This window comes from Enterobacter cloacae complex sp. AR_0002, assembly GCF_001922365.1.
Classification (GTDB): domain Bacteria; phylum Pseudomonadota; class Gammaproteobacteria; order Enterobacterales; family Enterobacteriaceae; genus Enterobacter; species Enterobacter hormaechei_C.
In genome coordinates this window covers 1,911,739-1,935,318 of record NZ_CP018814.1, presented here as the reverse complement: position 1 = coordinate 1,935,318, position 23,580 = coordinate 1,911,739, and the positions used below count along the sequence as shown (strand labels likewise).

The 23,580-nt window shown below is 56.6% G+C and carries 19 protein-coding genes; 7 read left to right on the top strand and 12 right to left on the bottom strand.

The features are described 5' to 3' along the window. Position 1: 1 nt before the first annotated feature. The 5 genes from poxB to aqpZ all read right to left on the bottom strand — a co-directional run bounded on the left by poxB (position 2) and on the right by aqpZ (position 6,453). On the bottom strand, positions 2 to 1,720 hold the full coding sequence (gene poxB, locus AM329_RS09535) for a ubiquinone-dependent pyruvate dehydrogenase (protein WP_017693711.1): 1,719 nt from the start codon (positions 1,718 to 1,720) through the stop codon (positions 2 to 4). A 181-nt stretch (positions 1,721 to 1,901) separates the two neighbouring features. Further along, on the bottom strand, positions 1,902 to 2,870 hold the full coding sequence (gene hcr / locus AM329_RS09530) for an NADH oxidoreductase (RefSeq protein ID WP_032608949.1): 969 nt from the start codon (positions 2,868 to 2,870) through the stop codon (positions 1,902 to 1,904). 10 nt (positions 2,871 to 2,880) lie between these two features. Beyond that, on the bottom strand, positions 2,881 to 4,533 hold the full coding sequence (hcp, locus tag AM329_RS09525; protein WP_017384847.1) for a hydroxylamine reductase: 1,653 nt from the start codon (positions 4,531 to 4,533) through the stop codon (positions 2,881 to 2,883). Positions 4,534 to 4,677: 144 nt separating this feature from the next. Then, complete coding sequence (locus AM329_RS09520; protein WP_032608950.1) at positions 4,678 to 5,577, bottom strand: lysine exporter LysO family protein; 900 nt, start codon at positions 5,575 to 5,577, stop codon at positions 4,678 to 4,680. Positions 5,578 to 5,757: 180 nt separating this feature from the next. After that, complete coding sequence (gene aqpZ, locus AM329_RS09515) at positions 5,758 to 6,453, bottom strand: aquaporin Z (RefSeq protein WP_026080729.1); 696 nt, start codon at positions 6,451 to 6,453, stop codon at positions 5,758 to 5,760. A 291-nt stretch (positions 6,454 to 6,744) separates the two neighbouring features. On the opposite strand from aqpZ, the gene AM329_RS09510 reads away from it, so the two are divergent. After that, complete coding sequence (locus AM329_RS09510; RefSeq protein WP_023324396.1) at positions 6,745 to 8,403, top strand: ATP-dependent endonuclease; 1,659 nt, start codon at positions 6,745 to 6,747, stop codon at positions 8,401 to 8,403. On the opposite strand, the gene AM329_RS09505 is transcribed toward AM329_RS09510, so the two are convergent. Beyond that, positions 8,400 to 9,356: a VirK/YbjX family protein gene (locus tag AM329_RS09505; protein WP_032608951.1), complete on the bottom strand. Its 957-nt coding sequence runs from the start codon at positions 9,354 to 9,356 to the stop codon at positions 8,400 to 8,402. The two genes, AM329_RS09510 and AM329_RS09505, sit on opposite strands and share 4 nt — an antisense overlap. Before the next feature lie 159 nt (positions 9,357 to 9,515). Here AM329_RS09505 and macA point away from each other — a divergent pair, with 159 nt between their 5' ends. Both macA and macB read left to right on the top strand, forming a co-directional pair. Further along, positions 9,516 to 10,631 carry a macrolide transporter subunit MacA gene (macA, locus tag AM329_RS09500; protein WP_017384842.1) on the top strand — a complete coding sequence of 372 codons (1,116 nt, stop codon included), beginning with the start codon at positions 9,516 to 9,518 and terminating at the stop codon, positions 10,629 to 10,631. Next, positions 10,628 to 12,568 (top strand): macrolide ABC transporter ATP-binding protein/permease MacB, encoded by a 1,941-nt coding sequence (gene macB / locus AM329_RS09495; RefSeq protein WP_032608952.1) that lies wholly within the window; start codon positions 10,628 to 10,630, stop codon positions 12,566 to 12,568. The genes macA and macB overlap by 4 nt, the downstream gene beginning before the upstream one ends. Before the next feature lie 70 nt (positions 12,569 to 12,638). Here macB and cspD read toward each other — a convergent pair whose 3' ends face one another. Next, complete coding sequence (gene cspD / locus AM329_RS09490) at positions 12,639 to 12,860, bottom strand: cold shock-like protein CspD (protein ID WP_006809408.1); 222 nt, start codon at positions 12,858 to 12,860, stop codon at positions 12,639 to 12,641. A 267-nt stretch (positions 12,861 to 13,127) separates the two neighbouring features. Here cspD and clpS point away from each other — a divergent pair, with 267 nt between their 5' ends. The 3 genes from clpS to AM329_RS09475 all read left to right on the top strand — a co-directional run bounded on the left by clpS (position 13,128) and on the right by AM329_RS09475 (position 16,624). Further along, a complete protein-coding gene (gene clpS, locus AM329_RS09485) occupies positions 13,128 to 13,448 on the top strand; it encodes an ATP-dependent Clp protease adapter ClpS (RefSeq protein WP_006174393.1) in 321 nt (106 codons plus the stop codon). A 27-nt stretch (positions 13,449 to 13,475) separates the two neighbouring features. After that, positions 13,476 to 15,755: an ATP-dependent Clp protease ATP-binding subunit ClpA gene (clpA, locus tag AM329_RS09480; protein WP_006809407.1), complete on the top strand. Its 2,280-nt coding sequence runs from the start codon at positions 13,476 to 13,478 to the stop codon at positions 15,753 to 15,755. A 419-nt stretch (positions 15,756 to 16,174) separates the two neighbouring features. After that, complete coding sequence (locus AM329_RS09475; RefSeq protein ID WP_023324398.1) at positions 16,175 to 16,624, top strand: hypothetical protein; 450 nt, start codon at positions 16,175 to 16,177, stop codon at positions 16,622 to 16,624. Positions 16,625 to 16,695: 71 nt separating this feature from the next. Here AM329_RS09475 and infA read toward each other — a convergent pair whose 3' ends face one another. The 5 genes from infA to trxB all read right to left on the bottom strand — a co-directional run bounded on the left by infA (position 16,696) and on the right by trxB (position 22,519). Continuing rightward, positions 16,696 to 16,914, bottom strand: coding sequence for a translation initiation factor IF-1 (gene infA, locus AM329_RS09470; RefSeq protein WP_002211347.1), 219 nt, complete (start codon positions 16,912 to 16,914; stop codon positions 16,696 to 16,698). A 284-nt stretch (positions 16,915 to 17,198) separates the two neighbouring features. Then, a complete protein-coding gene (gene aat, locus AM329_RS09465; protein WP_032608953.1) occupies positions 17,199 to 17,903 on the bottom strand; it encodes a leucyl/phenylalanyl-tRNA--protein transferase in 705 nt (234 codons plus the stop codon). A gap of 45 nt (positions 17,904 to 17,948) precedes the next feature. After that, positions 17,949 to 19,670 carry a cysteine/glutathione ABC transporter ATP-binding protein/permease CydC gene (gene cydC / locus AM329_RS09460; protein WP_032608954.1) on the bottom strand — a complete coding sequence of 574 codons (1,722 nt, stop codon included), beginning with the start codon at positions 19,668 to 19,670 and terminating at the stop codon, positions 17,949 to 17,951. Beyond that, on the bottom strand, positions 19,670 to 21,436 hold the full coding sequence (gene cydD, locus AM329_RS09455) for a cysteine/glutathione ABC transporter permease/ATP-binding protein CydD (RefSeq protein WP_032608955.1): 1,767 nt from the start codon (positions 21,434 to 21,436) through the stop codon (positions 19,670 to 19,672). Before cydD ends, cydC begins: the two co-directional genes overlap by 1 nt. A gap of 114 nt (positions 21,437 to 21,550) precedes the next feature. Continuing rightward, on the bottom strand, positions 21,551 to 22,519 hold the full coding sequence (gene trxB, locus AM329_RS09450) for a thioredoxin-disulfide reductase (RefSeq protein WP_003858303.1): 969 nt from the start codon (positions 22,517 to 22,519) through the stop codon (positions 21,551 to 21,553). Between the two features lie 543 nt (positions 22,520 to 23,062). Between trxB and lrp the strand changes: the two genes are divergently transcribed. Then, positions 23,063 to 23,557 carry a leucine-responsive transcriptional regulator Lrp gene (lrp, locus tag AM329_RS09440; protein WP_000228469.1) on the top strand — a complete coding sequence of 165 codons (495 nt, stop codon included), beginning with the start codon at positions 23,063 to 23,065 and terminating at the stop codon, positions 23,555 to 23,557. Positions 23,558 to 23,580 lie beyond the last annotated feature (23 nt).

Genomic DNA, 23,580 nt, shown 5'->3' with positions numbered 1-23,580 from the left:
TTTACCTGAGCCAGTTGGTTTTTGCCAGTTCGATCACCTCGTCACCGCGCCCGCTGATGATGGCGCGCAGCATGTAGAGGCTAAATCCTTTGGCCTGTTCCAGCTTGATTTGAGGCGGGATCGCCAGCTCTTCTTTGGCGACCACCACATCCACCAGCACCGGGCCGTCGATGGCGAAGGCGCGTTGCAGGGCGTCGTCCACCTCTGAGGCTTTCTCCACCCGAATACCGGTGATACCGCAGGCTTCGGCGATGCGGGCGAAGTTGGTGTCGTGCAGCTCGGTGCCGTCCGTGAGGTAGCCTCCGGCCTTCATCTCCATCGCCACGAAGCCCAGCACGCTGTTGTTAAAGACCACGATTTTCAGCGGAAGCTTCATCTGCGCCACCGACAGGAAATCCCCCATCAGCATACTGAACCCGCCGTCGCCACACATCGCCACCACCTGACGTTCCGGTGCCGTCGCTTTTGCGCCCAGCGCCTGCGGCATAGCGTTGGCCATTGAGCCATGGTTGAACGACCCAAGCAGGCGTCGTTTGCCGTTCATTTTCAGGTAGCGTGCTGCCCAGACGGTGGGCGTTCCCACGTCGCAGGTGAAGATGGCATCGTCGTCGGCGAAGTGGCTGATCTGCTGCGCCAGATACTGCGGGTGGATCGCTTTTTCGCTCGGTTTGGCGAGATCGTCCAGCCCCTTACGCGCATCGCGATAGTCGCTCAGGGCTTTATCCAGGAATTTGCGGTCCGTTTTTTCTTCCAGTAGCGGCAGCAGGGCGGCGAGGGTGGATTTGATATCGCCGATAAGCGCCATATCCACCTTGCTGTGCGCACCGATGCTGCCGGGATTAATGTCGATCTGGATAATTTTGGCATCCGTCGGGTAGAACGCGCGGTACGGGAACTGAGTGCCGAGCAGGATCAGCGTGTCGGCGTTCATCATGGTGTGGAAGCCGCTGGAAAAACCGATCAGCCCGGTCATGCCGACATCGTACGGGTTATCGTATTCAACGTGCTCTTTCCCGCGCAGGGCATGCACCACTGGCGCCTTGAGCTTGCCGGCAAATTCCACCAGCTCTTTATGCGCACCGGCGCAGCCGCTGCCGCACATCAGGGCGATATTGCTGGAGTATCGCAGCAGTTGCGCCAGCTTTTTCAGCTCTTCTTCGGCAGGGGTAATGGTTGGCTGTGGCGCAGAGTACCAGTGGGTGGTGGCGGTTTCAGGTGCGGCCTTCAGCGCCACGTCCCCCGGCAGCACAACCACCGAAACCCCGCGATTCAGGATCGCCTTACGCATGGCTATCGCCAGCACCTGTGGGATCTGCTCCGGTGATGAGACCAGCTCGCAATAGTGGCTGCATTCACGGAACAGCTCCTGAGGATGCGTCTCCTGAAAATAGCCGCTGCCGATTTCGGATGACGGAATATGTGCGGCAATCGCCAGCACCGGAACATGGTTGCGGTGACAGTCGAAAAGACCGTTGATAAGGTGCAGGTTTCCCGGTCCGCAGGAACCTGCACAGACGGCGAGTTCGCCCGTGAGCTGCGCTTCGGCACCGGCGGCAAAGGCGGCGACCTCTTCATGGCGGGTGGGCATCCATTCAATGGTCTTCATCTTGTTGAGGCTGTCGCTGAGTCCGTTCAGCGAATCGCCGGTGACGCCCCAGATACGCTTTACGCCAGCCTGCTCCAGGGTTTTCGCTATGTATGCAGCCACGGTTTGTTTCATGGTGGTCCTTCTCCTTTATGTGATATCGCTTACAAGCTTAGAAGAAAGTCACTGTATTGGCTGCCTGGTATTCCATACGCACAGGCAGTAGGCACAACGTAGGCCGGGTAAACGTAGTGCCACCCGGCAAAAAGCCCGGTGGCGCTGACGCTTACCGGGCCTACAGGTGAACCACGACAGATTATGCGAGCACAAGATCGCCCTGCGGATGGCACGAACATGCCAGCACATAGCCCTCGGCAATTTCCGCTTCGGTCAGCGTCATGGTGCTGGTGACCGTGTACTCACCGGAAATCACTTTGGTCTTACAGCAACCGCACACCCCGGCGCGACAGGCCGCCGCTACCGGCACGTTGTTGCTTTCCAGCGCTTCAAGCAGCGTGGTGCCCACGCGGCCAAAGAAAGTCTGCGCCGGTTGCAGCTTCGTGAACTTCATCCCGCTGGTCGCCGCTGCCGCTACAGGCGTGAAGAACTGCTCTTTGAAGAAGCGGGTCACGCCGAGCGCTTTCACTTCTTTCTCCACGATCTCCATGTAAGGCGCCGGGCCGCAGGTCATCACGATGCGGTTCGCAATATCCGGCACGCTTTGCAGCAGCTCGCGGCTCAGGCGCCCCGCGACAAAACCGTGCGTCGCGTTGTGCTCAGCCACCAGCGTCACCGGATAGTTGCGCCATTCTTCGGCAAAAATCACATCTTCCGGGGAACGCACGCTGAAAATCACCTGCACGTCGGCCTGAGGACGGTATTTCGCCAGCCAGCGACGCATCGACATAATCGGCGTCACGCCACAGCCTGCCGCCAGCAGCAGGAATTTATCTTCCGTCTTGTCGTCACAGGTAAACTCGCCCTGCGCGTCAGACAGCCAGATGTAATCCCCGCGCTTCACGTCCCGGGTCAGCCACTCGGATCCTGCGCCGTCATCAATACGACGGACGGTGAGCGTAATGTATTCGCTCACGCCCGGCGTGGAGGAGAGGGTGTAGGCGCGCAGGGTATTCGCCGAATTACGCACGCTAACCAGCGCATACTGACCTGGGCGGTACGGGTAGTAGTCATGGCACAGCAGCGACAGCGTCCACACATCCGGCGTCTCCTGATGGATGTGATGAACCTGCATCCGCCACGGACATTGTGAGGTTGGCATGGTCATGAGTTACTCCTTACGCGCTCAGCAGTTGCTTCATATCATCTTCAACGTTGGTCACGGAACGCAGACCAAATTTCTCGTTCAGGATGGCCAGCAGGTCCGGCGTCAGGAAGCCTGGCGCAGTCGGCCCGGTGACGATGTTGGTCACGCCGAGAGAGAGCAGGGTCAACAGAATAACGATCGCTTTCTGCTCGAACCAGGAGAGCACCAGCGACAGCGGCAGGTCGTTCACGCCGCAGCCCAGTTTCTCTGCCAGCGTGACCGCCAGAATGATGGCTGAATACGCATCGTTACACTGACCCGCATCCACCAGGCGCGGCAGACCTTCGATGTTGCCGAAGTCCAGCTTGTTGAAACGGTACTTACCGCAGGCCAGGGTCAGGATCAGGCAGTCTTCCGGTACGCGGGTGGCGAAATCGGTGAAGTAGTTACGTTCCCCGCGCGCGCCGTCACAGCCGCCGATAAGGAAGATGTGACGCAGTTTTTCACGGCTGACGAGGTCAATCAGGGAATCCGCCGCACCCAGCAGGGTTTCACGGCCAAAACCGACGGTGATGAGGTGCGGGATTTCGCTGTACGGGAAGCCTGCCATCTGCTGCGCCTGAGCGATAACCGGACCGAAATCGTCGCCTTCAAGGTGGCTCACGCCCGGCCAGCCGACGATGCTGCGGGTCCAGATACGGTCGTCATACGCGCCGACGGTCGGGTCGATGATGCAGTTAGAGGTCATAACAATTGGGCCAGGGAAGCGGGCGAACTCCACCTGCTGGTTCTGCCAGCCGCTGCCGTAGTTACCGATCAGATGCTTAAATTTACGCAGCTCCGGGTAGCCGTGCGCGGGCAGCATTTCGCCGTGGGTATAGACGTTAACGCCGGTGCCTTCGGTCTGCTTCAGCAGGTTGTAGAGATCTTTCAGGTCATGACCGGAGATCAGGATGCATTTGCCTTCGGTCGCTTTGACGTTGACCTGCGTTGGCGTTGGGTGGCCGTAGGTGCTGGTTTCACCGGCATCCAGAATACTCATCACTTTGAAGTTCATCTGGCCGATTTCCATCGAGCATTCCAGCAGGGCGTTCATGTCGGAAGGCCAGGTGCCCAGCCATGCCATGATTTTGTGGTACTGGGCGTAAATAGCGTTATCGTACTGGCCGAGTACGTGCGCGTGCTCCATATAGGCCGCAGCACCTTTCAGACCGTACAGGCACAGCAGGCGCAGGCCGAGGATGTTCTCGCCAATTGCCGCTTTGTCCTTATTTGGGGTGAATTCTGCGGCCTGACGCTGTAGCTCGCCCAGGTCGTCGCTCACCAGCTGTAGCTCCGCCATCGGGTTGTCCACGCGGGCGCTGGCGTCGGCATTCAGGCACTGCGCTTTCAGGGCTTCACGCAGGGCAATCGCTTCGCGGGCATAGCCCACAATGCGTGGAGAATCGAAGTTAACGTTGGTCAGCGTGGAGAAAAATGCGCGCGGCGCAAAGCTGTCGACATAGTGATCGACAATGCCATATTCACGGGCTTTGAAGGCCCAGGCGGACAAGCCTTGCAGCGCCGCAATCAGCAGATCCTGGAGATCGGACGTTTCTGCGGTTTTGCCGCACATACCCTGCGCGTAAGAGCAGCCGTTGCCTGCTGGGGTACGGATGGTTTGTTCACATTGCACACAAAACATAATCACACCTGTTAAAGTTATATTTGAGATACATGTTTAAGGTTATGCCTGTGCCACAGCAGAGAAAAGTGCTTTCTTATACTAAGTGGAGGGTTATTGATTTAGCGCAATTTTGGCGGCAGGTTCACTACCGCCAAAGCAGTATCAGGCTGAGAAGAACGCCATCAGAATGGGTACCAGCAGGCTCAGAATAAAGCCGTGTACAATGGCGGCAGGAACCATCTCCAGCCCTCCCGAGCGCTGTAACACCGGCAGGGTAAAGTCCATTGAGGTGGCCCCGCACAGGCCCAGCGCAGTAGAGCGGCTGCGGCTTACCAGGCCGGGGATCAGCATGATGGCTAATAGCTCGCGCGCCAGATCGTTAAAGAAGGCGGCGCTGCCGATCACCGGACCAAACGATTCGGTCAGCAGAATACCGGAGAGCGAATACCAGCCGAAACCGGACGCCATCGCCAGGCTGGTTTTCAGCGGCAGATCGAGAATAAAGGCGTTAATCACTCCCCCCGCCAGTGAGCTGGCCACAACGATAACGGCAACCATCATGCCCCGGCGGTTAAGGACAATCTGTTTCAGCGTCATGCCATTATTTCGCAGCTGAATACCAATCAGGAAGAGCAGGAAAATAAGCGTATATTCGCTGGCTTCCATTGCGTGCTGTAAAAATGCCCAGCCGGTCAGACCCAGTAAAAAACCGAGTACCACCACGCCGCACAGCTTTAATGATTCCAGCGCCATCGCAATACGGGAGGGAAGCTTTTCCTGATGATGGTGATTTTTCCAGGGAATAGTGCGTTCCAGCCAGAACAGCGCGGCAATATTGCACAGCAGAATAACCACTACCGTAACCGCAGAATAATGCAGAATGGAAAGCAAGTTCGTCGCCAGATTATCCAGGAAGGCCAGGCTGATCCCCATAAAGAACAGAATGACGTAAACAATCCAGCTGAGAAAACGATTAATAAGCTTTAAGGCCGATTCATGACGCAGCGGAATAAGGTAGCCCGCAATCAGGGGCAGAAGAATGATGAGGAGTCCTGAGAACATGAACAGCCGGTCCTTTTGAGTATCAGTTAAGCGCCAGAGACACTACCCAATAAAGGCTGTGAGGTAAAGCTACAAAAAAAGCCGGGTGGCGGCTACGCCTTACCCGGCTTGTCTATTTGGGGTGGTGCGGCCTGATGCCCTCACCCCGGCCCTCTCCCACAGGGAGAGGGGGGAAAACCATTAATCGCGTTTTTCCAGCAGGGTGCGATACAGCACGCCGCCCAGAATACCGCCGATAATTGGCATCACCCAGAATAGCCACAGCTGTTCAAGCGCCCAGCCGCCCTGGAAAATAGCCACCGCGGTGCTGCGCGCCGGGTTAACGGAGGTGTTGGTCACCGGGATGGAGATGAGGTGGATCAGCGTCAGCGCCAGACCAATAGCGATGGGGGCAAAGCCCGCAGGCGCGTATTTGTCCGTTGCGCCGTGGATCACCAACAGGAAACCTGCGGTGAGCACAATTTCAATCACGATAGCAGACAGCATTGAGTAGCCGCCTGGCGAGTGTTCGCCGAAGCCGTTCGACGCAAATCCGCTGGCCGCGGCGTCAAACCCGGCTTTTCCGCTGGCAATTACGTACAGCACCGCCGCGGCAATAATACCGCCAATAACCTGGGCAATAATATAGCCAATAATATCCTTCGCCGGGAAACGTCCGCCCGCCCATAAACCTAATGTGACGGCCGGGTTGAAATGACCGCCGGAAATATGCCCCACGGCGAATGCCATGGTTAATACGGTTAAACCGAATGCCAGCGCGACGCCGACAAAACCAATACCTAATTCCGGAAATGCGGCTGCCAGTACTGCGCTACCGCAGCCACCAAACACCAGCCAGAATGTGCCAAAGCATTCTGCCGCTAATTTTCTGAACATAACCACCTCAATAATAAACGTCCGCGCCCATTCCTGCGCGCGGGTTATATCGCCATAAAGGGATGACGACTCAAAGAGCCAGTATTTTGAAACCATCAACATCCCTTCGCCACTCAAATAAATTCACTAAATTTGATTTAAGGCAATGTGATGTCAATCCTTGTTCAGAACGGAGGTAATTAGAGCATAGCCCAATAATTAAGGGGGCGTATATTCTGCTGTCGTGACCCACAGCCTGCCGCTATACTGCTGATAACTTGAAGGAAAAAGTGGCCGAATTGCGGGGGATGTATGCTACTCGAACGTGTGGAGATTGTCGGGTTTCGCGGGATTAACCGCCTGTCGCTGCAACTGGAACAGAACAACGTCCTGATAGGCGAAAACGCCTGGGGTAAATCCAGCCTGCTGGATGCCCTGACGCTGCTGCTTTCGCCCGAAGAGAACTTGTACCACTTCGTTCATGATGACTTCTGGTTTCCGCCGGGGGATGTCAACGGGCGCGAGAAACACCTGCATATCATTCTGACCTTCCGCGAATCCGAGCCCGGCCGCCATCGTGTGCGTCGTTTTCGCCCTATGTCGGCCTGCTGGGTTCCCTGTGAAGATGGGTTCCAGCGTATTTTCTATCGCCTTGAGGGCGAAATGGCGCAAAACGACGGGGTATTAACCCTGCGTGAATTTCTTGATGAGAAGGGGAATCCGATCCCGCTCGATAATATTGACGAGCTTGCCCGACATCTTATCCGCCTCTCCCCCGTATTGCGCTTACGCGACGCGCGTTTTATGCGGCGGATCCGTAACGGCACCGTGCCGAATATGCCCGAGGTGGAAGTAACCGCCCGCGAACTGGATTTCCTCGCCCGTGAACTGGTCTCACGGCCGCAGAACCTCACCGACGGCCAGATCCGTCAGGGACTGTCTGCCATGGTACAACTGCTGGAGCACTACTTCTCCGAGCAGGGAACGGGGCAGGCGCGCCACCGTCTGATGCGTCGCCGCTCGCACGATGAACAACGAAGCTGGCGCTATCTCGATATTATCAACCGCATGATCGACCGCCCCGGCGGGCGCACGCATCGGGTGATCCTGCTGGGTTTATTCTCCACGCTTTTACAGGCGAAAGGGACGGTGCGCCTGGATCGGGACGCGCGCCCGCTGCTGCTGGTGGAAGATCCGGAAACGCGGCTCCACCCGATTATGCTTTCCGTGGCGTGGCATCTTCTTAATCTGCTGCCGTTGCAGCGAGTCACCACCACGAATTCCGGAGAACTGCTCTCTCTGACGCCGGTAGAGTATGTCTGCCGCCTGGTGCGTGAATCGTCGCGGGTCACCGCCTACCGGCTCGGGCCCGGCGGGTTAAATGCCGAAGATGGCCGACGGATTGCGTTTCATATCCGTTTTAACCGTGCCTCTTCCCTGTTTGCCCGCTGCTGGTTGCTGGTGGAAGGGGAAACGGAAACCTGGGTGATAAACGAGCTGGCTCGCCAGTGCGGGCACCACTTTGATGCCGAAGGGATCAAAGTGATCGAATTTGCTCAGTCTGGCTTAAAACCGCTGATCAAATTTGCGCGCCGGATGGGGATAGAGTGGCACGTGCTGGTGGATGGCGATGAGGCGGGTAAAAAATATGCGGCGACCGTGCGCAGCCTGCTCAATAACGATCGTGAAGAGGAGCGGGAACATCTGACCGCGCTGCCTGCGATGGACATGGAGCACTTTATGTACCGTCAGGGATTTGACGACGTCTTTCACCGCGTGGCGATGATCCCGGTGGATGTACCCATGAACATGCGTCGGGTGATTGCCAAAGCTATCCATCGGTCGTCAAAACCGGATTTGGCCATTGAAGTCGCGACGGAAGCCGGCAGGCGAGGCGTGGAGTCGGTGCCCACGCTGCTGCGTAAAATGTTCTCCCGCGTCCTCTGGCTGGCTCGCGGGAGGGCCGATTAGCGGTCAGTCGCCTGCGAAACCTGTTGGATCAGGCTATCAAGCAGGGTATAGCGGCGGCGGTATTCGGACCGTTTTTTACTCGCAATCTCTTCCATCGGTTTGCGTGGCATGGTCAGTGGCAGGGCAAAGTTGCCGTTATCCTGCTGCTGTCCGCCAAGGGAGCGCCAGAAGCTGTCATAGTCAGCCAGCAATTTTCCCTCTTTTTTCTTGCGATAGCGCCAGCTGCGGTAGATGTGGGTGGCGTTACTCACCGCGAGGATCTGCTCGACCGGGAAGGCGCCTGCCAGCGTCATGACCGCTTCAACCAGCAGACGTTTTGGGAACAGTCCGTGACAGGCTTTGGTCGCCAGCTGAATGTGCTCGTGCGGGACATGCGCTTTCGCCCCCTGCATTCCGCCGATGAAGAGCGTTGACTTGCCCTGGTATTTGCACAGCGTAAAGGTCAGCTCGGCCAGCACCGTGTTCTGGTGGTCGCAAAAAGTGAGGGTCGCTTCCCCTTCTTTGTCCAGAAACGCATCCGCGCTCAGGCGAACGCTAAACTGCTGTTCCTCTTTGCCCGTTAACGTCACCAGCGTGATGCCCTGGCTGGAGAGGTAGCCGTTCAGCAGCGACGCCGGAAGATGGCGGCTCATCATCTGATAGTGATCGTTCAATGCGTCCAGCGTATTCTGACGACCCATATTTACGGTCAGCCACGGCCGGTGCAGGCGGCACGGCAGGCCGGGCTGCACGCGCAGGATCTGCATCAGACGGGGCTGTTTTGCAAGGTTTCCGAGCAGGCGCGCAGTGGTGAACGGCGTTGCCAGCGAGCGCAACATAAACTTACGTCGATAGGCCGGATTTTGCCACGCCAGCCCCGGCGTGAGGGAACCCGATGTCAGGCTTTTAAACAGTTGCCAGCCCGATTTAGGCTGGGGCAGCGTTGAATAAGGTGTATCGACGATGGAAGACATGTTAGATCCTGCTTCTGGTGGAATATCGCTATTTCAGCAGGCGCTTTATCAACATCGGGTAAACAATTCCCGACGATTACGGGGATCGGGGGTTTCGTTGAGGAGTGGTTTAGATAAAATCAACGGTGATGATAGCCAGAACAACTATTTGGAATATTTATGAACCTGAAGGGAAAACGCAGAAAGCTGTTTCTGCTGCTGGCGGTAGTGGTGTTAGCGGGCGGATTCTGGTTATGGAAGGTACTGAACGCGCCGGTACCACAGTATCAAACGCTGATTGTTCGTCCGGGCGAGCTGCAACAAAACGTGCTGGCGACGGGGAAACTGGATGCCCTGCGTAAGGTTGACGTGGGCGCGCAGGTCAGCGGTCAGCTTAAAACCCTGTCAGTTGAGATTGGCGATAAGGTTAAAAAAGGCCAGCTGCTGGGCGTGATCGATCCTGAGCAGGCGCAAAACCAGATCCGCGAAGTGGAAGCGACGCTGATGGAGCTGCGCGCGCAGCGCGCGCAGGCTCAGGCCGAGCGTAATCTCGCTCAGGTCACCCTGACGCGCCAGCAGGCGCTGGCGAAAACGCAGGCCATCTCGAAACAGGATCTGGACACAGCCGCCACGGAACTGGCGGTGAAGCAGGCGCAGATTGGCACCATCGATGCGCAAATCAAACGGAATCAGGCCTCGCTGGATACGGCGAAAACCAACCTCGATTACACGCAAATCGTTGCGCCAATGGCCGGGGAAGTGACGCAGATAACCACCCTGCAAGGCCAGACGGTCATCGCCGCGCAGCAGGCGCCAAACATCCTGACCCTGGCGGATATGAGCACCATGCTGGTGAAAGCCCAGGTATCCGAAGCGGACGTCATTCACCTTAAGCCGGGGCAGAAAGCCTGGTTTACGGTGCTGGGCGATCCACAAACCCGCTATGAGGGCGTGCTGAAAGATATCCTGCCGACGCCGGAAAAGGTCAACGACGCCATCTTCTACTACGCGCGTTTCGAGGTGCCAAACCCGCAGGGCGTGCTGCGTCTGGACATGACCGCCCAGGTGCATATCCAGCTGACCGGCGTGAAAAACGTGCTGACGGTTCCGCTCTCCGCGCTGGGCGAATCCGCCGGGGACAATCGCTACAAGGTGAAAGTGCTGCGCAACGGCGAAACCCGCGAGCGGGAAGTAGTGATTGGCGCGCGTAACGACACCGACGTGGTGGTGGTAAAAGGGCTGGAAGAGGGTGAAGAAGTGGTCACCAGCGAAACCCTGCCCGGAGCCGCGCAATGACGGCGCTGCTTGAGCTGAATGACATTCGTCGCAGCTATCCGTCCGGCGACGGGCCGGTGGAGGTGCTGAAGGGCATCTCCCTGCGCGTTGAAGCCGGTGAAATGGTGGCGATTGTCGGGGCGTCGGGCTCGGGTAAATCAACGCTGATGAACATTCTCGGCTGTCTGGATAAGCCCACCAGCGGCACCTATCGCGTGGCCGGGACGGATGTTTCCACCCTGGACGGCGACGCGCTGGCGAAGCTGCGTCGCGAGCATTTTGGCTTTATTTTTCAGCGTTACCATCTGCTTTCACACCTGAGCGCGGCGCAGAACGTGGAGGTGCCGGCGGTGTATGCGGGCGTCGAGCGCAAAAAACGCCTTGAACGCGCGAAGGCGCTGTTAACGCGTCTTGGGCTGGCGGAGCGTGTTGATTATCAGCCTTCGCAGCTTTCCGGCGGTCAGCAGCAGCGCGTGAGTATTGCCCGCGCGCTGATGAACGGCGGACAGGTGATCCTCGCCGATGAGCCAACCGGTGCGCTCGACAGCCATTCCGGTGAAGAGGTGATGGCGATCCTGCATCAACTGCGCGATCAGGGGCATACGGTGATTATCGTCACCCACGATCCGCAGGTGGCGGCGCAGGCGGAACGCATTATCGAGATCCACGACGGCGAGCTGGTCAGCAACCCGCCGCCGCGTCAGTCCAGAGCGGCGGCGGCGAAAGAAGCTTTGCCTGTGTCCACCGGCTGGGGCCAGTTTTCCAGCGGTTTCCGCGAGGCGCTGACCATGGCCTGGCTGGCGATGGCGGCCAACAAAATGCGCACTCTGCTGACCATGCTCGGCATCATTATCGGTATTGCCTCGGTGGTGTCGATTGTGGTGGTGGGCGATGCGGCGAAACAGCTGGTGCTGGCGGATATTCGGGCCATCGGGACTAACACCATCGACGTTTACCCCGGCAAAGATTTTGGCGACGACGAGCCGCAGTATCAGCAGGCGCTGAAATACGACGATCTGGCGGCTATTCAGAAGCAGCCGTGGGTGAACTCCGCCACGCCTGCCGTGTCGCAAAACCTGCGTCTGCGCTACGGCAACATCGACGTGGCGGCCAGTGCTAACGGCGTCAGCGGAGATTACTTCAACGTCTACGGCATGACCTTTAGCGAAGGGGCGACCTTCAACGCGGAGCAGCTGGCGGGCAGGGCGCAGGTGGTGGTGCTGGACGCGAACTCGCGCAGACAGCTTTTCCCCAATAAAACCCGTGTAGTGGGGGAAGTGATCCTGGTGGGTAACATGCCCGCCACGGTGATTGGTGTGGCGGAAGAGAAACAGTCCATGTTTGGCAGCAGCAAGATCCTGCGCGTCTGGCTGCCATACAGCACCATTTCCGGGCGCATTATGGGGCAGTCCTGGCTTAACTCCATTACCGTGCGAGTGAAGGAGGGCTACGACAGCGCGCTGGCGGAACAGCAGCTTGAGCGGCTGTTAACCCTGCGCCACGGGAAAAAGGATTTCTTCACCTGGAACATGGACGGCCTCTTGAAAACGGCGGAAAAGACCACACGTACTCTTCAGCTGTTCCTGACGCTGGTGGCGGTGATTTCGCTGGTCGTCGGCGGGATTGGGGTGATGAACATTATGCTGGTGTCGGTGACCGAACGTACGCGGGAGATAGGCATCCGCATGGCGGTCGGGGCCAGAGCCAGCGACGTGCTCCAGCAGTTTTTGATTGAAGCGGTGCTGGTGTGTCTGGTGGGAGGCGCGATGGGGATTGCGCTTTCGATGATGATCGCCTTCGCGCTCCAGCTCTTCTTACCGGGCTGGGAAATTGGCTTCTCGCCGATGGCGATCCTGACGGCGTTTTTATGTTCCACCTTCACCGGTATTCTTTTCGGCTGGCTGCCGGCGCGAAACGCGGCGCGGCTCGATCCGGTGGATGCGCTGGCGCGGGAATAGCCCGAAAATAAAAATGCCAGCCGATCGGGCTGGCATTTTGCCTGCGGGGTGTACACAATGAATCAGAGAGCTATGCAACCGTTTCTGCTTCAACGGGCACGATAAGACTGGCGTGATTGCCTTTTGGCCCCTGGTGTACATCGAACCGGACGGACTGCCCGGCTTTGAGCGTCCTGTAACCATCCATCTGAATGGTGGAATAGTGAGCGAAGATATCCTCGCCGCCGCCTTCGGGGCAAATGAAGCCAAACCCCTTGGCGTTGTTGAACCACTTAACAGTACCCATTTCCATGCTTCGACATCCTTCGTAAATCTTATAAATTAAGATGGAATGAACCGGTGGTGGAGTGGGGGCTGTTCAAAACCTCGCCAACTCACGCTTGTACAATTTAGAGAAACGGAAGAAGCCGTCAAGCGTTTGGCGCTGGAGTTGGGACAATAATCAACCAAAATTTGAGGCAGTTAACGCTATTGCAACAGTTTGTGACAGACATCGCGGATGACAGTAATAGATGATTGTTATCTAACATCTGAGGTAGATTCAAAGTGGTTATGCATAATGGGTAAGACCAACGATTGGCTGGATTTTGACCAGCTGGCGGAAGATAAAGTGCGCGACGCGCTAAAACCGCCATCTATGTATAAAGTTATGTTAATGAACGATGATTACACGCCAATGGAATTTGTTATTGACGTGCTACAAAAGTTCTTTTCTTATGATGTTGAACGTGCAACGCAACTGATGCTTACCGTTCATTATCGTGGCAAAGCGATCTGCGGCATCTTCACTGCCGAAGTCGCGGAAACCAAAGTAGCGATGGTGAACGACTATGCGAGGGAGAACGAGCATCCGTTGCTGTGTACGCTGGAAAAGGCCTGATAAGGCATAAAATTGGGGGAGGTGCCTATGCTCAATCAAGAACTGGAACTCAGTTTAAACATGGCTTTCGCCAGAGCGCGTGAGCACCGACATGAGTTTATGACCGTCGAGCACCTGCTGCTCGCACTGCTTAGCAACCCATCTGCCCGCGAAGCGCTGGAAGCCTGCTCCGTGGATCTGGTGGCGCTACGTCAGGAACTCGAAGCCTTCATCGAACAAACCACACCGGTGCTGCCAGCCAGTGAAGAAGAGCGCGACACGCAGCCGACGCTCAGCTTCCAGCGCGTGTTGCAGCGCGCGGTTTTCCACGTCCAGTCTTCCGGACGTAGCGAAGTGACTGGCGCCAATGTCCTGGTCGCCATCTTCAGCGAGCAGGAGTCCCAGGCGGCCTACCTGCTGCGCAAACACGAAGTCAGCCGGCTCGACGTGGTCAACTTCATCTCTCACGGAACGCGAAAAGACGAGCCTAACCAGGCATCGGATCCCAGCGGACAGATCAACAGCAATGAAGAGCAAGCAGGCGGGGAGGATCGTATGGAAAACTTCACCACCAACCTTAACCAGCTTGCTCGCGTTGGCGGTATCGACCCGCTGATTGGCCGCGACAAAGAGCTGGAGCGTGCCATCCAGGTGCTGTGCCGTCGACGCAAGAACAACCCGCTGCTGGTGGGGGAATCTGGCGTGGGTAAAACCGCGATTGCCGAAGGGCTGGCCTGGCGCATTGTGCAGGGCGACGTGCCGGAAGTGATCGCTGACTGCACCATCTACTCGCTGGACATCGGCTCGCTGCTGGCGGGCACCAAATACCGTGGTGATTTTGAAAAACGCTTCAAAGCGCTGTTAAAACAGCTGGAGCAGGATACCAACAGCATCCTGTTTATCGATGAGATCCACACCATTATCGGCGCAGGTGCGGCCTCCGGTGGCCAGGTGGATGCGGCTAACCTGATTAAACCGCTGCTCTCCAGCGGCAAGATCCGCGTGATGGGCTCCACGACATACCAGGAGTTCAGCAACATCTTTGAGAAGGATCGTGCGCTGGCGCGTCGTTTCCAGAAAATCGACGTTACCGAGCCGTCGGTTGACGAAACGGTGCAGATCATCAACGGCCTGAAAACCAAGTACGAAGCACACCACGACGTGCGTTACACCGCGAAAGCGGTCCGTGCGGCGGTGGAGCTGGCGGTGAAATACATTAACGACCGTCATCTGCCAGATAAGGCGATTGACGTGATTGATGAGGCGGGTGCGCGTGCGCGCCTGATGCCAGCCAGCAAGCGTAAGAAAACCGTGAACGTGGCGGATATCGAGTCCGTGGTGGCCCGCATCGCGCGTATTCCTGAGAAGAGCGTTTCTCAGAGCGACCGTGATACGCTGCGCACCCTCGGCAATCGCCTGAAAATGCTGGTCTTTGGTCAGGATAAAGCCATTGAGGCTTTAACCGAAGCGATCAAGATGGCTCGTGCTGGCCTGGGGCATGACCACAAGCCGGTTGGTTCCTTCCTGTTCGCCGGTCCGACCGGTGTGGGTAAAACCGAGGTAACGGTTCAGCTCTCCAAAGCGCTGGGCATTGAGCTGCTGCGCTTTGATATGTCCGAGTATATGGAGCGTCATACCGTCAGCCGTTTGATTGGTGCGCCTCCGGGATACGTGGGCTTTGACCAGGGCGGCCTGCTCACTGACGCGGTGATCAAGCATCCACACGCGGTCCTGCTGCTCGATGAAATCGAGAAAGCGCACCCGGACGTGTTCAACATCCTGTTGCAGGTGATGGACAACGGGACGCTGACCGATAACAACGGGCGCAAGGCCGATTTCCGCAACGTGGTGTTGGTGATGACCACCAACGCGGGCGTGCGGGAAACCGAGCGTAAATCCATCGGCCTGATCCACCAGGATAACAGCACCGATGCGATGGAAGAGATCAAGAAGATCTTCACGCCGGAGTTCCGTAACCGTCTGGACAACATTATCTGGTTCGATCACCTGTCTACCGAGGTGATCCATCAGGTGGTGGACAAGTTCATCGTCGAGTTGCAGGTTCAGCTGGATCAGAAAGGCGTGTCGCTGGAAGTGAGCCAGGAGGCCCGCAACTGGCTGGCTGAGAAAGGCTACGACCGTGCGATGGGTGCCCGTCCGATGGCGCGCGTGATTCAGGACAACCTGAAAAAACCGCTGGCGAACGAGCTGCTGTTTGGCTCGCTGGTGGACGGCGGCCAGGTAACGGTAGGGCTGGATCAGGCGAAGAACGAACTGACGTACGATTTCCAGAGTGCGGCGAAGCACAAGCCGGAAGCGGCTCACTGAGTGAATTGAACGTTAATGTTAAAAACCGGGCGAATGCCCGGTTTTTTTATGCCTGCTTTTCCCCCTCTCCCTGTGGGAGAGGGTTGGGGTGAGGGCAACAGACCGCAGAGGAATTTTGCGAAGCGCTTTCCAGTTTCGTACTACGTTGGTTGCTGGATAAATCCACAGTAATAAAATGGCGGCGCACCTGCAAAATCAGGTGCCGGGATTGGCGTCCTGAAAGTGTGTGAGCAGCAGTATGCTGCAGGCTTCGTTCGCCCTAAGGAAAAGGGTATAATTCTGCATCTGGCGGGCGAATCGGAAGCTTCTTTTGAAGCGCCAGTAGCACACACACTGGTACGCCAATTCCTTTTCGTCCGCCGCCAGCAAATTGGCGTTTCCTGCGGTGGTAAATTCAAAGTGTGTGAAGGAATTACCCAATGAATACAGAAAACAATTTCGCCCATTTCTACACTGAACTCTCACTCAACCCCGATCTCCCCACCCTGGCCGAGCGCTGCAAACTGCTCACCGAAATCCTCCTCGACTGCAAATCACTTCCGCAAACGCAGCCCGTTTGCCGTTGCCTCGGAGCCTACCTGGAAGAGGTGAAATCCGGCCTCACAGAGTCAATGCGTGATTTTCAGGTGGTTGAATTTGAGGACGACGCGGAGCAACCGCGACAAAAAGAGTGGTTGCTGGAAGATACCGAAACGAAATGCGACTACTGCCGGGCGTTAAACCATGTGCTGCTGGTATCGCATGTTGACCGCGATATGCTGCCGCACCTGACGGGACTGCTGCATGACATTACCCACGCGATAGCTGAAGATTTAATCGTACCTATGAACCCGTGCATGACTATACATCTGCCGACACAGCCACACTAAGACCATAAATAAAAAAGGCCGGGAATATCCCGACCTTTTAAATATTCATCTGCCATTACAGGCGAAAACAATTAGCGACTACGGAAGACAATGCGGCCTTTGCTCAGGTCGTACGGGGTCAGTTCAACAGTCACTTTGTCGCCCGTCAAAATGCGGATATAGTTTTTGCGCATTTTACCGGAGATGTGCGCAGTTACCACGTGACCGTTTTCCAGTTCTACGCGAAACATGGTATTAGGCAACGTATCAAGTACGGTACCCTGCATTTCAATATTGTCTTCTTTGGCCATCTAATCCTCTGGGGTATCACTACCAAGTTTTGAACCGGCAAGATAATGCCGAAATTCCTCAATTAAGTAAAGAATTGCGCGTTTAAAACGCAGCAAAACAGTCTCAGCGTATTGCCCAAGCGTCACGGTACAACCGAACGGAAAGCGCATTCGTAAAGGGGAGACGACAGGATAAACGTCAGGACGTTATCTGAAGCGAGGGTCCCAAACGGCGGCGGGGCAACAGGCAGAAGCTACTCTGCGGCATAATTATAACACCCTCATAAAAAATATGCGGAAAACATTTAGGCATTGGGCATAAAGAGCGCTCTGGGAACCCAAAAATCGCGTGGAAGGGTCTCTTTTCGGCATTGTTCAAGGTGTTCGATATAGTGTCGGCGGGAGATTTCAACGGCGCCGAGCGAGGCGGTGTGCTCATTCAGCACCTGACAATCCATCAGCCGTCCGCCACGTCGGGCAAATTCCTCGCTAAACACCAGCAGCGCGGTTTTTGACGCATTCGTGGCACGGGAGAACATCGACTCGCCGCAGAACAGCGTGCCCTGCGCCACGCCGTACATTCCGCCGACGAGGTTATCCTCTTTCCATACTTCAATAGAGTGCGCGTAGCCCAGCTCATGAAGCTGGTGGTAGGCGATAATGATATCGCGGGTTATCCAGGTGCCTTCATGACGATCTTCAGCGCAGCCTTCGATAACCTGGCCGAAGGCGTGATTGAGCGTGACGCGAAAGGGTGATTTTGCATGAAACCGCTTCATGCTGCGGCTCAGGTGAAACTGCCCAGGCCACAGCACGGCTCGCGGGTCGGGAGACCACCATAAGATCGGGTCGCCAGGCGAAAACCACGGGAAGATGCCGCGCTGGTAAGCCATTAAGAGCCGTGCCGGGCTGAGATCGCCGCCCAGAGCCAGCAAGCCGTTAGGTTCACGCAGCGCCCCCTCCGGTGAAGGGAACGCAATATTATGGCGAGAAAGCTGCACCAGGCGCATGACAACAGAACTCCAGTACGCGAGAGAGGACGCTACAAATATAGTCTACAGGCGCTGTTTAAACTGGTAGTAGCGACCCTGTTTTGCCAGCAGCTCTGCGTGACTACCTTGCTCAATTATGTGTCCGTTGTCCATCACAATTATCTGATCGAAATTCACCAGCCCGCGCAGACGGTGCGTGACCATCAGTACGGTTTTACCTTTCATCACATTCGCCAGTAAATCAAGGATTTGACTCTCAGTCGTGGCATCCAGTCCTTCTGTCGGTTCATCCAGCAACATCAGCGGCGCATCGTGCAGCAGCGCACGCGCAATGGCCAGACGACGCAGTTCGCCGCCGGAAAGCTGTCGACCCCCTTCACCCAGCCAGCTGTTCAAGCCATCGTCTTCAAGCAGCTTGTGCAGCCCAACCTGCTCCAGCATTGCCCGCAGCGTATCGTCGGAGGCGTCTGGTGCCGCCAGAAGAAGATTATCGCGCAGCGTAGCGCTGAACAGATGCACCCGCTGGGGCACGACGCTGACCGTTTTACGCAAGGCCGCTTCGCTAAAACCAGACAGCGGAACGTCGTTAAACCGAATCTCGCCCTGCTGTGGGTCCCACGCGCGCGTGATAAGTTGCAGAAGTGTCGATTTTCCACATCCCGTACGGCCAAGGATCGCAATGCGCTGGCCGGCATCAACAGAAAGGGTGATGTCTTCCAGCGCGTTTTGCGCCGGCTTGTCGTAGGCGAAAGTGACATTGCTGAGCGTCAGCGCGACCTGCTCCGGCACAGCGGTTTGACCCGCGCTGAACTTCACTTCCGGCTCCTGCTCGGCAATATCCGTAATGCGCAGCGCAGAGGCAATCACCTGGCCGAGATGCTGAAAGGCGCCCGTAACCGGGGCTAAGGCTTCAAAGGCTGCCAGGGCACAGAAAACAAACAGCGCAATTAGCGGGCCAGGCTGCGCGTTATCGCCCACGCCACCGGAGGCCATCCAGAGCATGGCGATTACGGCAATCCCACCAATTAACATCATCAGCGCCTGGGAGAAAGCGGTCAGTTCAGACTGGCGACGCTGGGCTTCATGCCAGTTCAGCTCCGTATTTTCCATGCGGGCGCGGTAGCGCTTGCTGGCGCCAAAAAGGGTGAGCTCGGCCTGTCCTTGCAACCAGGCGGTGAGCTGCTGGCGGTATTCTCCGCGCAGGCGCGTCAGGTTTTCCCCGGTGGTTTTACCTGCACGATAAAACAGGGGTGGCAGAATAATCAGCGTCATCAGCATGATGCCGCCGAGCGTCAGTGCGATGGGAACATCCAGGAAACTCAACCCCAGCGTGACCACGACAATCACCACAAACGCGCCCACCATGGGTGAAATGACGCGCAGATAGAGGTGATCCAGCGTATCCACATCTGCGACCACGCGGTTGAGTAATTCGCCCTGTCGAAAACGTGCCAGCCCGGCAGGGGAGAGGGGTAGCAGTTTGCTGAACGTATAAATACGCAGGTGTTGCAGCACGCGGAAGGTCGCGTCGTGGCTGACCAGACGCTCGAAGTAGCGCCCGGCAGTTCGCGTAATCGCCGTACCGCGCACCCCGGCGGCAGGCAGCATGTAGTTAAAGCTGTATAGCCCGGCAAAGCCTGCGGCCGCAGACGCGGAGAGGAACCAGCCGGAAAGCGTAAGCAGACCGATGCTGGCCAGCAGAGTGACGATCGCCAGCACGATCCCGAGCGTCAGCATCCATTTGTGGCGTTTATACAGTGCAAGATACGGAAGCAGGGCGCGCATCAGATATCCTCCTGACGGTTCGCCAGCAGGGTCGCAAACGGCCCCTGCGCGGCAACAAGCGCGGCGTAATCGCCTTGCTCAACAATGTGTCCGTTTTCCATCACCCAGATCTGATCCCAGTCGGCAATACCTTCCAGCTGGTGAGTCACCATCAGGGTGGTTTGCTGGCGTGAGGCTGCGTTAAGCGCATCCATCACGCGCTGCTCGCTATGAGCGTCCAGGCTGGCGGCGGGTTCGTCCAGCAGCATTAGCGAAGAGGGGTTCAGCAGCGCACGGGCAACCGCGACGCGCTGTGCCTGGCCTACTGACAGCCCGGCAGACTGATCGCCAATGACGGTATCGATACCCTGCGCAAGCAGCGGCAGAAACTCGCTGACCCAGGCGCGGTCGAGGACCGATTGCAGCTCATCTTCACGCGCATCCGGGCGCGCCAGCAGCACATTCTCGCGCAGCGTCGGAGCTGGCAGCTGCGGGTTTTGCCCCACCCAGCTCAGCTGTTTACGCCAGGCATCCGGATCGAGCTCGCGCAGCTCCGTTTTATTGATACGCAGCGATCCGGTGTACGCCATAAAACCTGACAGCGCATTCAACAGTGAGCTTTTACCTGAGCCGCTGGTACCCACCAGCACCACCCGTTGCCCGGCAGGCAGGGTAAAGTTCAGCGGACCGGCCAGTACTTTGCCTTCAGGCGACAGAACAGAAAAATCCTGTGCTTCAATGGTCACCGGATCGTTCGTATTCAGCGTTACCTCACCACGCTCCGGATGCGCCAGCGGCGTTTCCATGAAGGTTTTCAGGCTGTCGGCAGCACCCACCGCCTGCGCTTTGGCATGGTAAAAGGTGCCGAGATCGCGAAGCGGCTGGAAAAATTCCGGGGCCAGGATCAGCGCCAGGAACCCGGCGGAAAGCGTAACCGCCGTACCGTAGTGACCAAAGTCCAGCGCGCCGAGGTAGGAGAAACCAAAGTAAACCGCCACCAGCGCAATCGACAGGGAGGTGAAAAATTCAAGTACGCCAGAAGAGAGAAAGGCCATGCGCAACACTTCCATGGTGCGCTGACGAAAATCCTGCGACGCCAGGCGAATGTTTTCGGTTTCCGCTTCACCACGACCAAAGATCCGCAGGGTTTCCATACCGCGCAGACGGTCCAGGAAATGACCGCTCAACCGACCCAGCGCCAGGAAGTTGCGGCGGTTAGCATCAGCCGCGCCCATGCCGACCATCGCCATAAACAGCGGGATGAGCGGGGCGGTGCCAAGCAGGATCAACGCCGCCACCCAGTTAACAGGGAAGATGGCGATAACAATCATCAGAGGCACGAACACCGCCAGGGCCATCTGCGGAAGATAACGCGCGTAGTAATCGTGCATATCGTCGATTTGCTCAAGGATCAGCGTCGCCCAGCTACCGGCCGGCTTGCCCTGGATCCACGCAGGCCCGGCTTCTGAAAGCCGATCGAGCACCTTGCGGCGGATCTCATAGCGGATGTGCTGCCCGGCATGGAACCCAACCCGCTCGCGCAGCCAGACCACCCACGCACGCAGAACGAAAACCAGCACCAGAACGATAAACGGCAACAGCAGCGCTTCGCGCGGGATGTTCTCCATGATCATATGGTTGAGAATGCGGGCCAGCAGCCATGCCTGGGCAACAATCAACAGACCGCTGATAAATCCCAGAACGCGGGAAATCATAAGCCAGCGGCGGGACAGAACGCTTTGCTGTTTCAGCCAGCGGGTTAACTCTTGTTGACGGGTTTTTTCCATTGCGTACTTTGCAGGTGACGTTATAAGAAATTAGACATCTGCATGTTACACGTGAGCAAAAATAAAGGCGACCAGTGGCCGCCTTTATTTACGTTTGTTACTGACTTGTAAAGATTATTTACCTTGTTCAGCCAGCCCGTCCAGATAGCGTTCTGCGTCCAGCGCGGCCATACAGCCGGTGCCCGCAGAGGTGATCGCCTGACGATAAATATGGTCCATCACGTCACCAGCTGCGAAGACACCCGGAACGCTGGTCTGGGTGGCGTTGCCGTGAATGCCAGACTGCACTTTAATGTAGCCGTTCTCCAGCTCCAGCTGACCTTCAAAGATAGCCGTGTTCGGGCTGTGACCGATTGCCACAAACAGGCCTGCCACTTCCAGCGTTTCGACGTTATCGGTGTTCTGGGTATCACGGATACGCAGTCCCGCGACGCCCATCTGATCGCCAGTCACTTCTTCCAGCGTACGGTTGGTATGCAGCACAATGTTACCGCTCGCCACTTTGTCCATCAGGCGTTTGATCAGGATCTTCTCCGCGCGGAAGGTGTCGCGACGGTGGATCAGGTGTACTTCTGAGGCAATATTTGCCAGATACAGCGCTTCTTCCACAGCGGTGTTGCCGCCGCCGATCACCGCAACTTTCTGGTTGCGATAGAAGAAACCGTCGCAGGTCGCGCAGGCTGACACGCCGCGGCCTTTGAACGCTTCTTCAGACGGCAGACCGAGATAGCGGGCAGAGGCGCCGGTGGCGATGATCAGCGCATCGCAGGTGTATTCGCCGCTGTCACCCGTCAGGCGGAACGGACGGTTCTGCAAATCCACTTTATTGATGTGGTCGAACAGGATTTCGGTTTCGAATTTGGCGGCATGCTCGTGCATGCGCTCCATCAGCAGCGGCCCGGTCAGGTCGTTCGGGTCGCCCGGCCAGTTTTCCACTTCCGTGGTGGTGGTCAACTGACCGCCTTTTTCCATCCCGGTGATCAGTACCGGTTGCAGGTTAGCGCGTGCAGCATAGACCGCTGCGGTATAACCCGCAGGTCCAGATCCAAGGATTAGCAGCTTACTGTGTTTGGTCGTGCCCATGAGATCCCCATTGTTGTTGGCAGGCAATGGGCTGGATTGTAGGGAATTTGTTGCCGTAAAAAAAGAGCACGGCAGTTTTGCTTCCGATATATGCAATAGACGCGCCCTATGGGTCAGAGGCGGTCACATCACGTCTGCTACTGAAAACAGCGCGTTTATAAGGCAATAAAATGAGGATTAATACCCCTCCGTAATGAATATCCGGCATCTTGTACTAAAAATCGATGTTTTGCTTTGACAATCCCCTGCGCTTTTGCGAAAACATTCAAGGAAGAAAAAAAGACGCACGAACTGCATGCCGCATAGACATGCACGGAAATGCCATTTTTACCGGGTCAGTGAAATCTACGCATGGTGTGGACAGACGCCATACGTGATGTCTGTGACTGCTTTCGGGCAACGGTCTTCTTACCGCAGAACCCGAATCCACATCGCGTCTAATACATAACCAGGCGATGTGATGAATAACGGGTACAGGCTCTGAACAGTGATGTGCACAGGGTCCAGGCAGGAGTAGGGAAGGAATACAGAGAGACAATAATAATGGTAGATAGCAAGAAGCGCCCTGGCAAAGATCTCGACCGTATCGATCGTAACATTCTTAATGAATTGCAAAAGGATGGGCGTATTTCCAACGTCGAGCTTTCAAAACGTGTGGGACTTTCCCCGACGCCGTGCCTTGAGCGTGTGCGTCGACTGGAAAGACAGGGTTTTATTCAGGGCTATACGGCTCTGCTGAACCCGCATTATCTGGATGCCTCACTTCTGGTATTTGTTGAGATTACTCTGAATCGTGGTGCACCAGATGTGTTTGAGCAATTTAACGCCGCTGTACAAAAACTTGAAGAAATTCAAGAGTGTCATCTGGTTTCCGGTGATTTTGACTACCTGTTAAAAACCCGTGTGCCTGATATGTCCGCCTACCGTAAGCTGCTGGGGGAAACCCTGCTGCGTCTGCCAGGCGTGAACGACACCCGTACTTATGTGGTGATGGAAGAGGTCAAACAGAGCAATCGTCTGGTTATTAAGACGCGCTAACACGGAACAGGTGCAAAATCAGT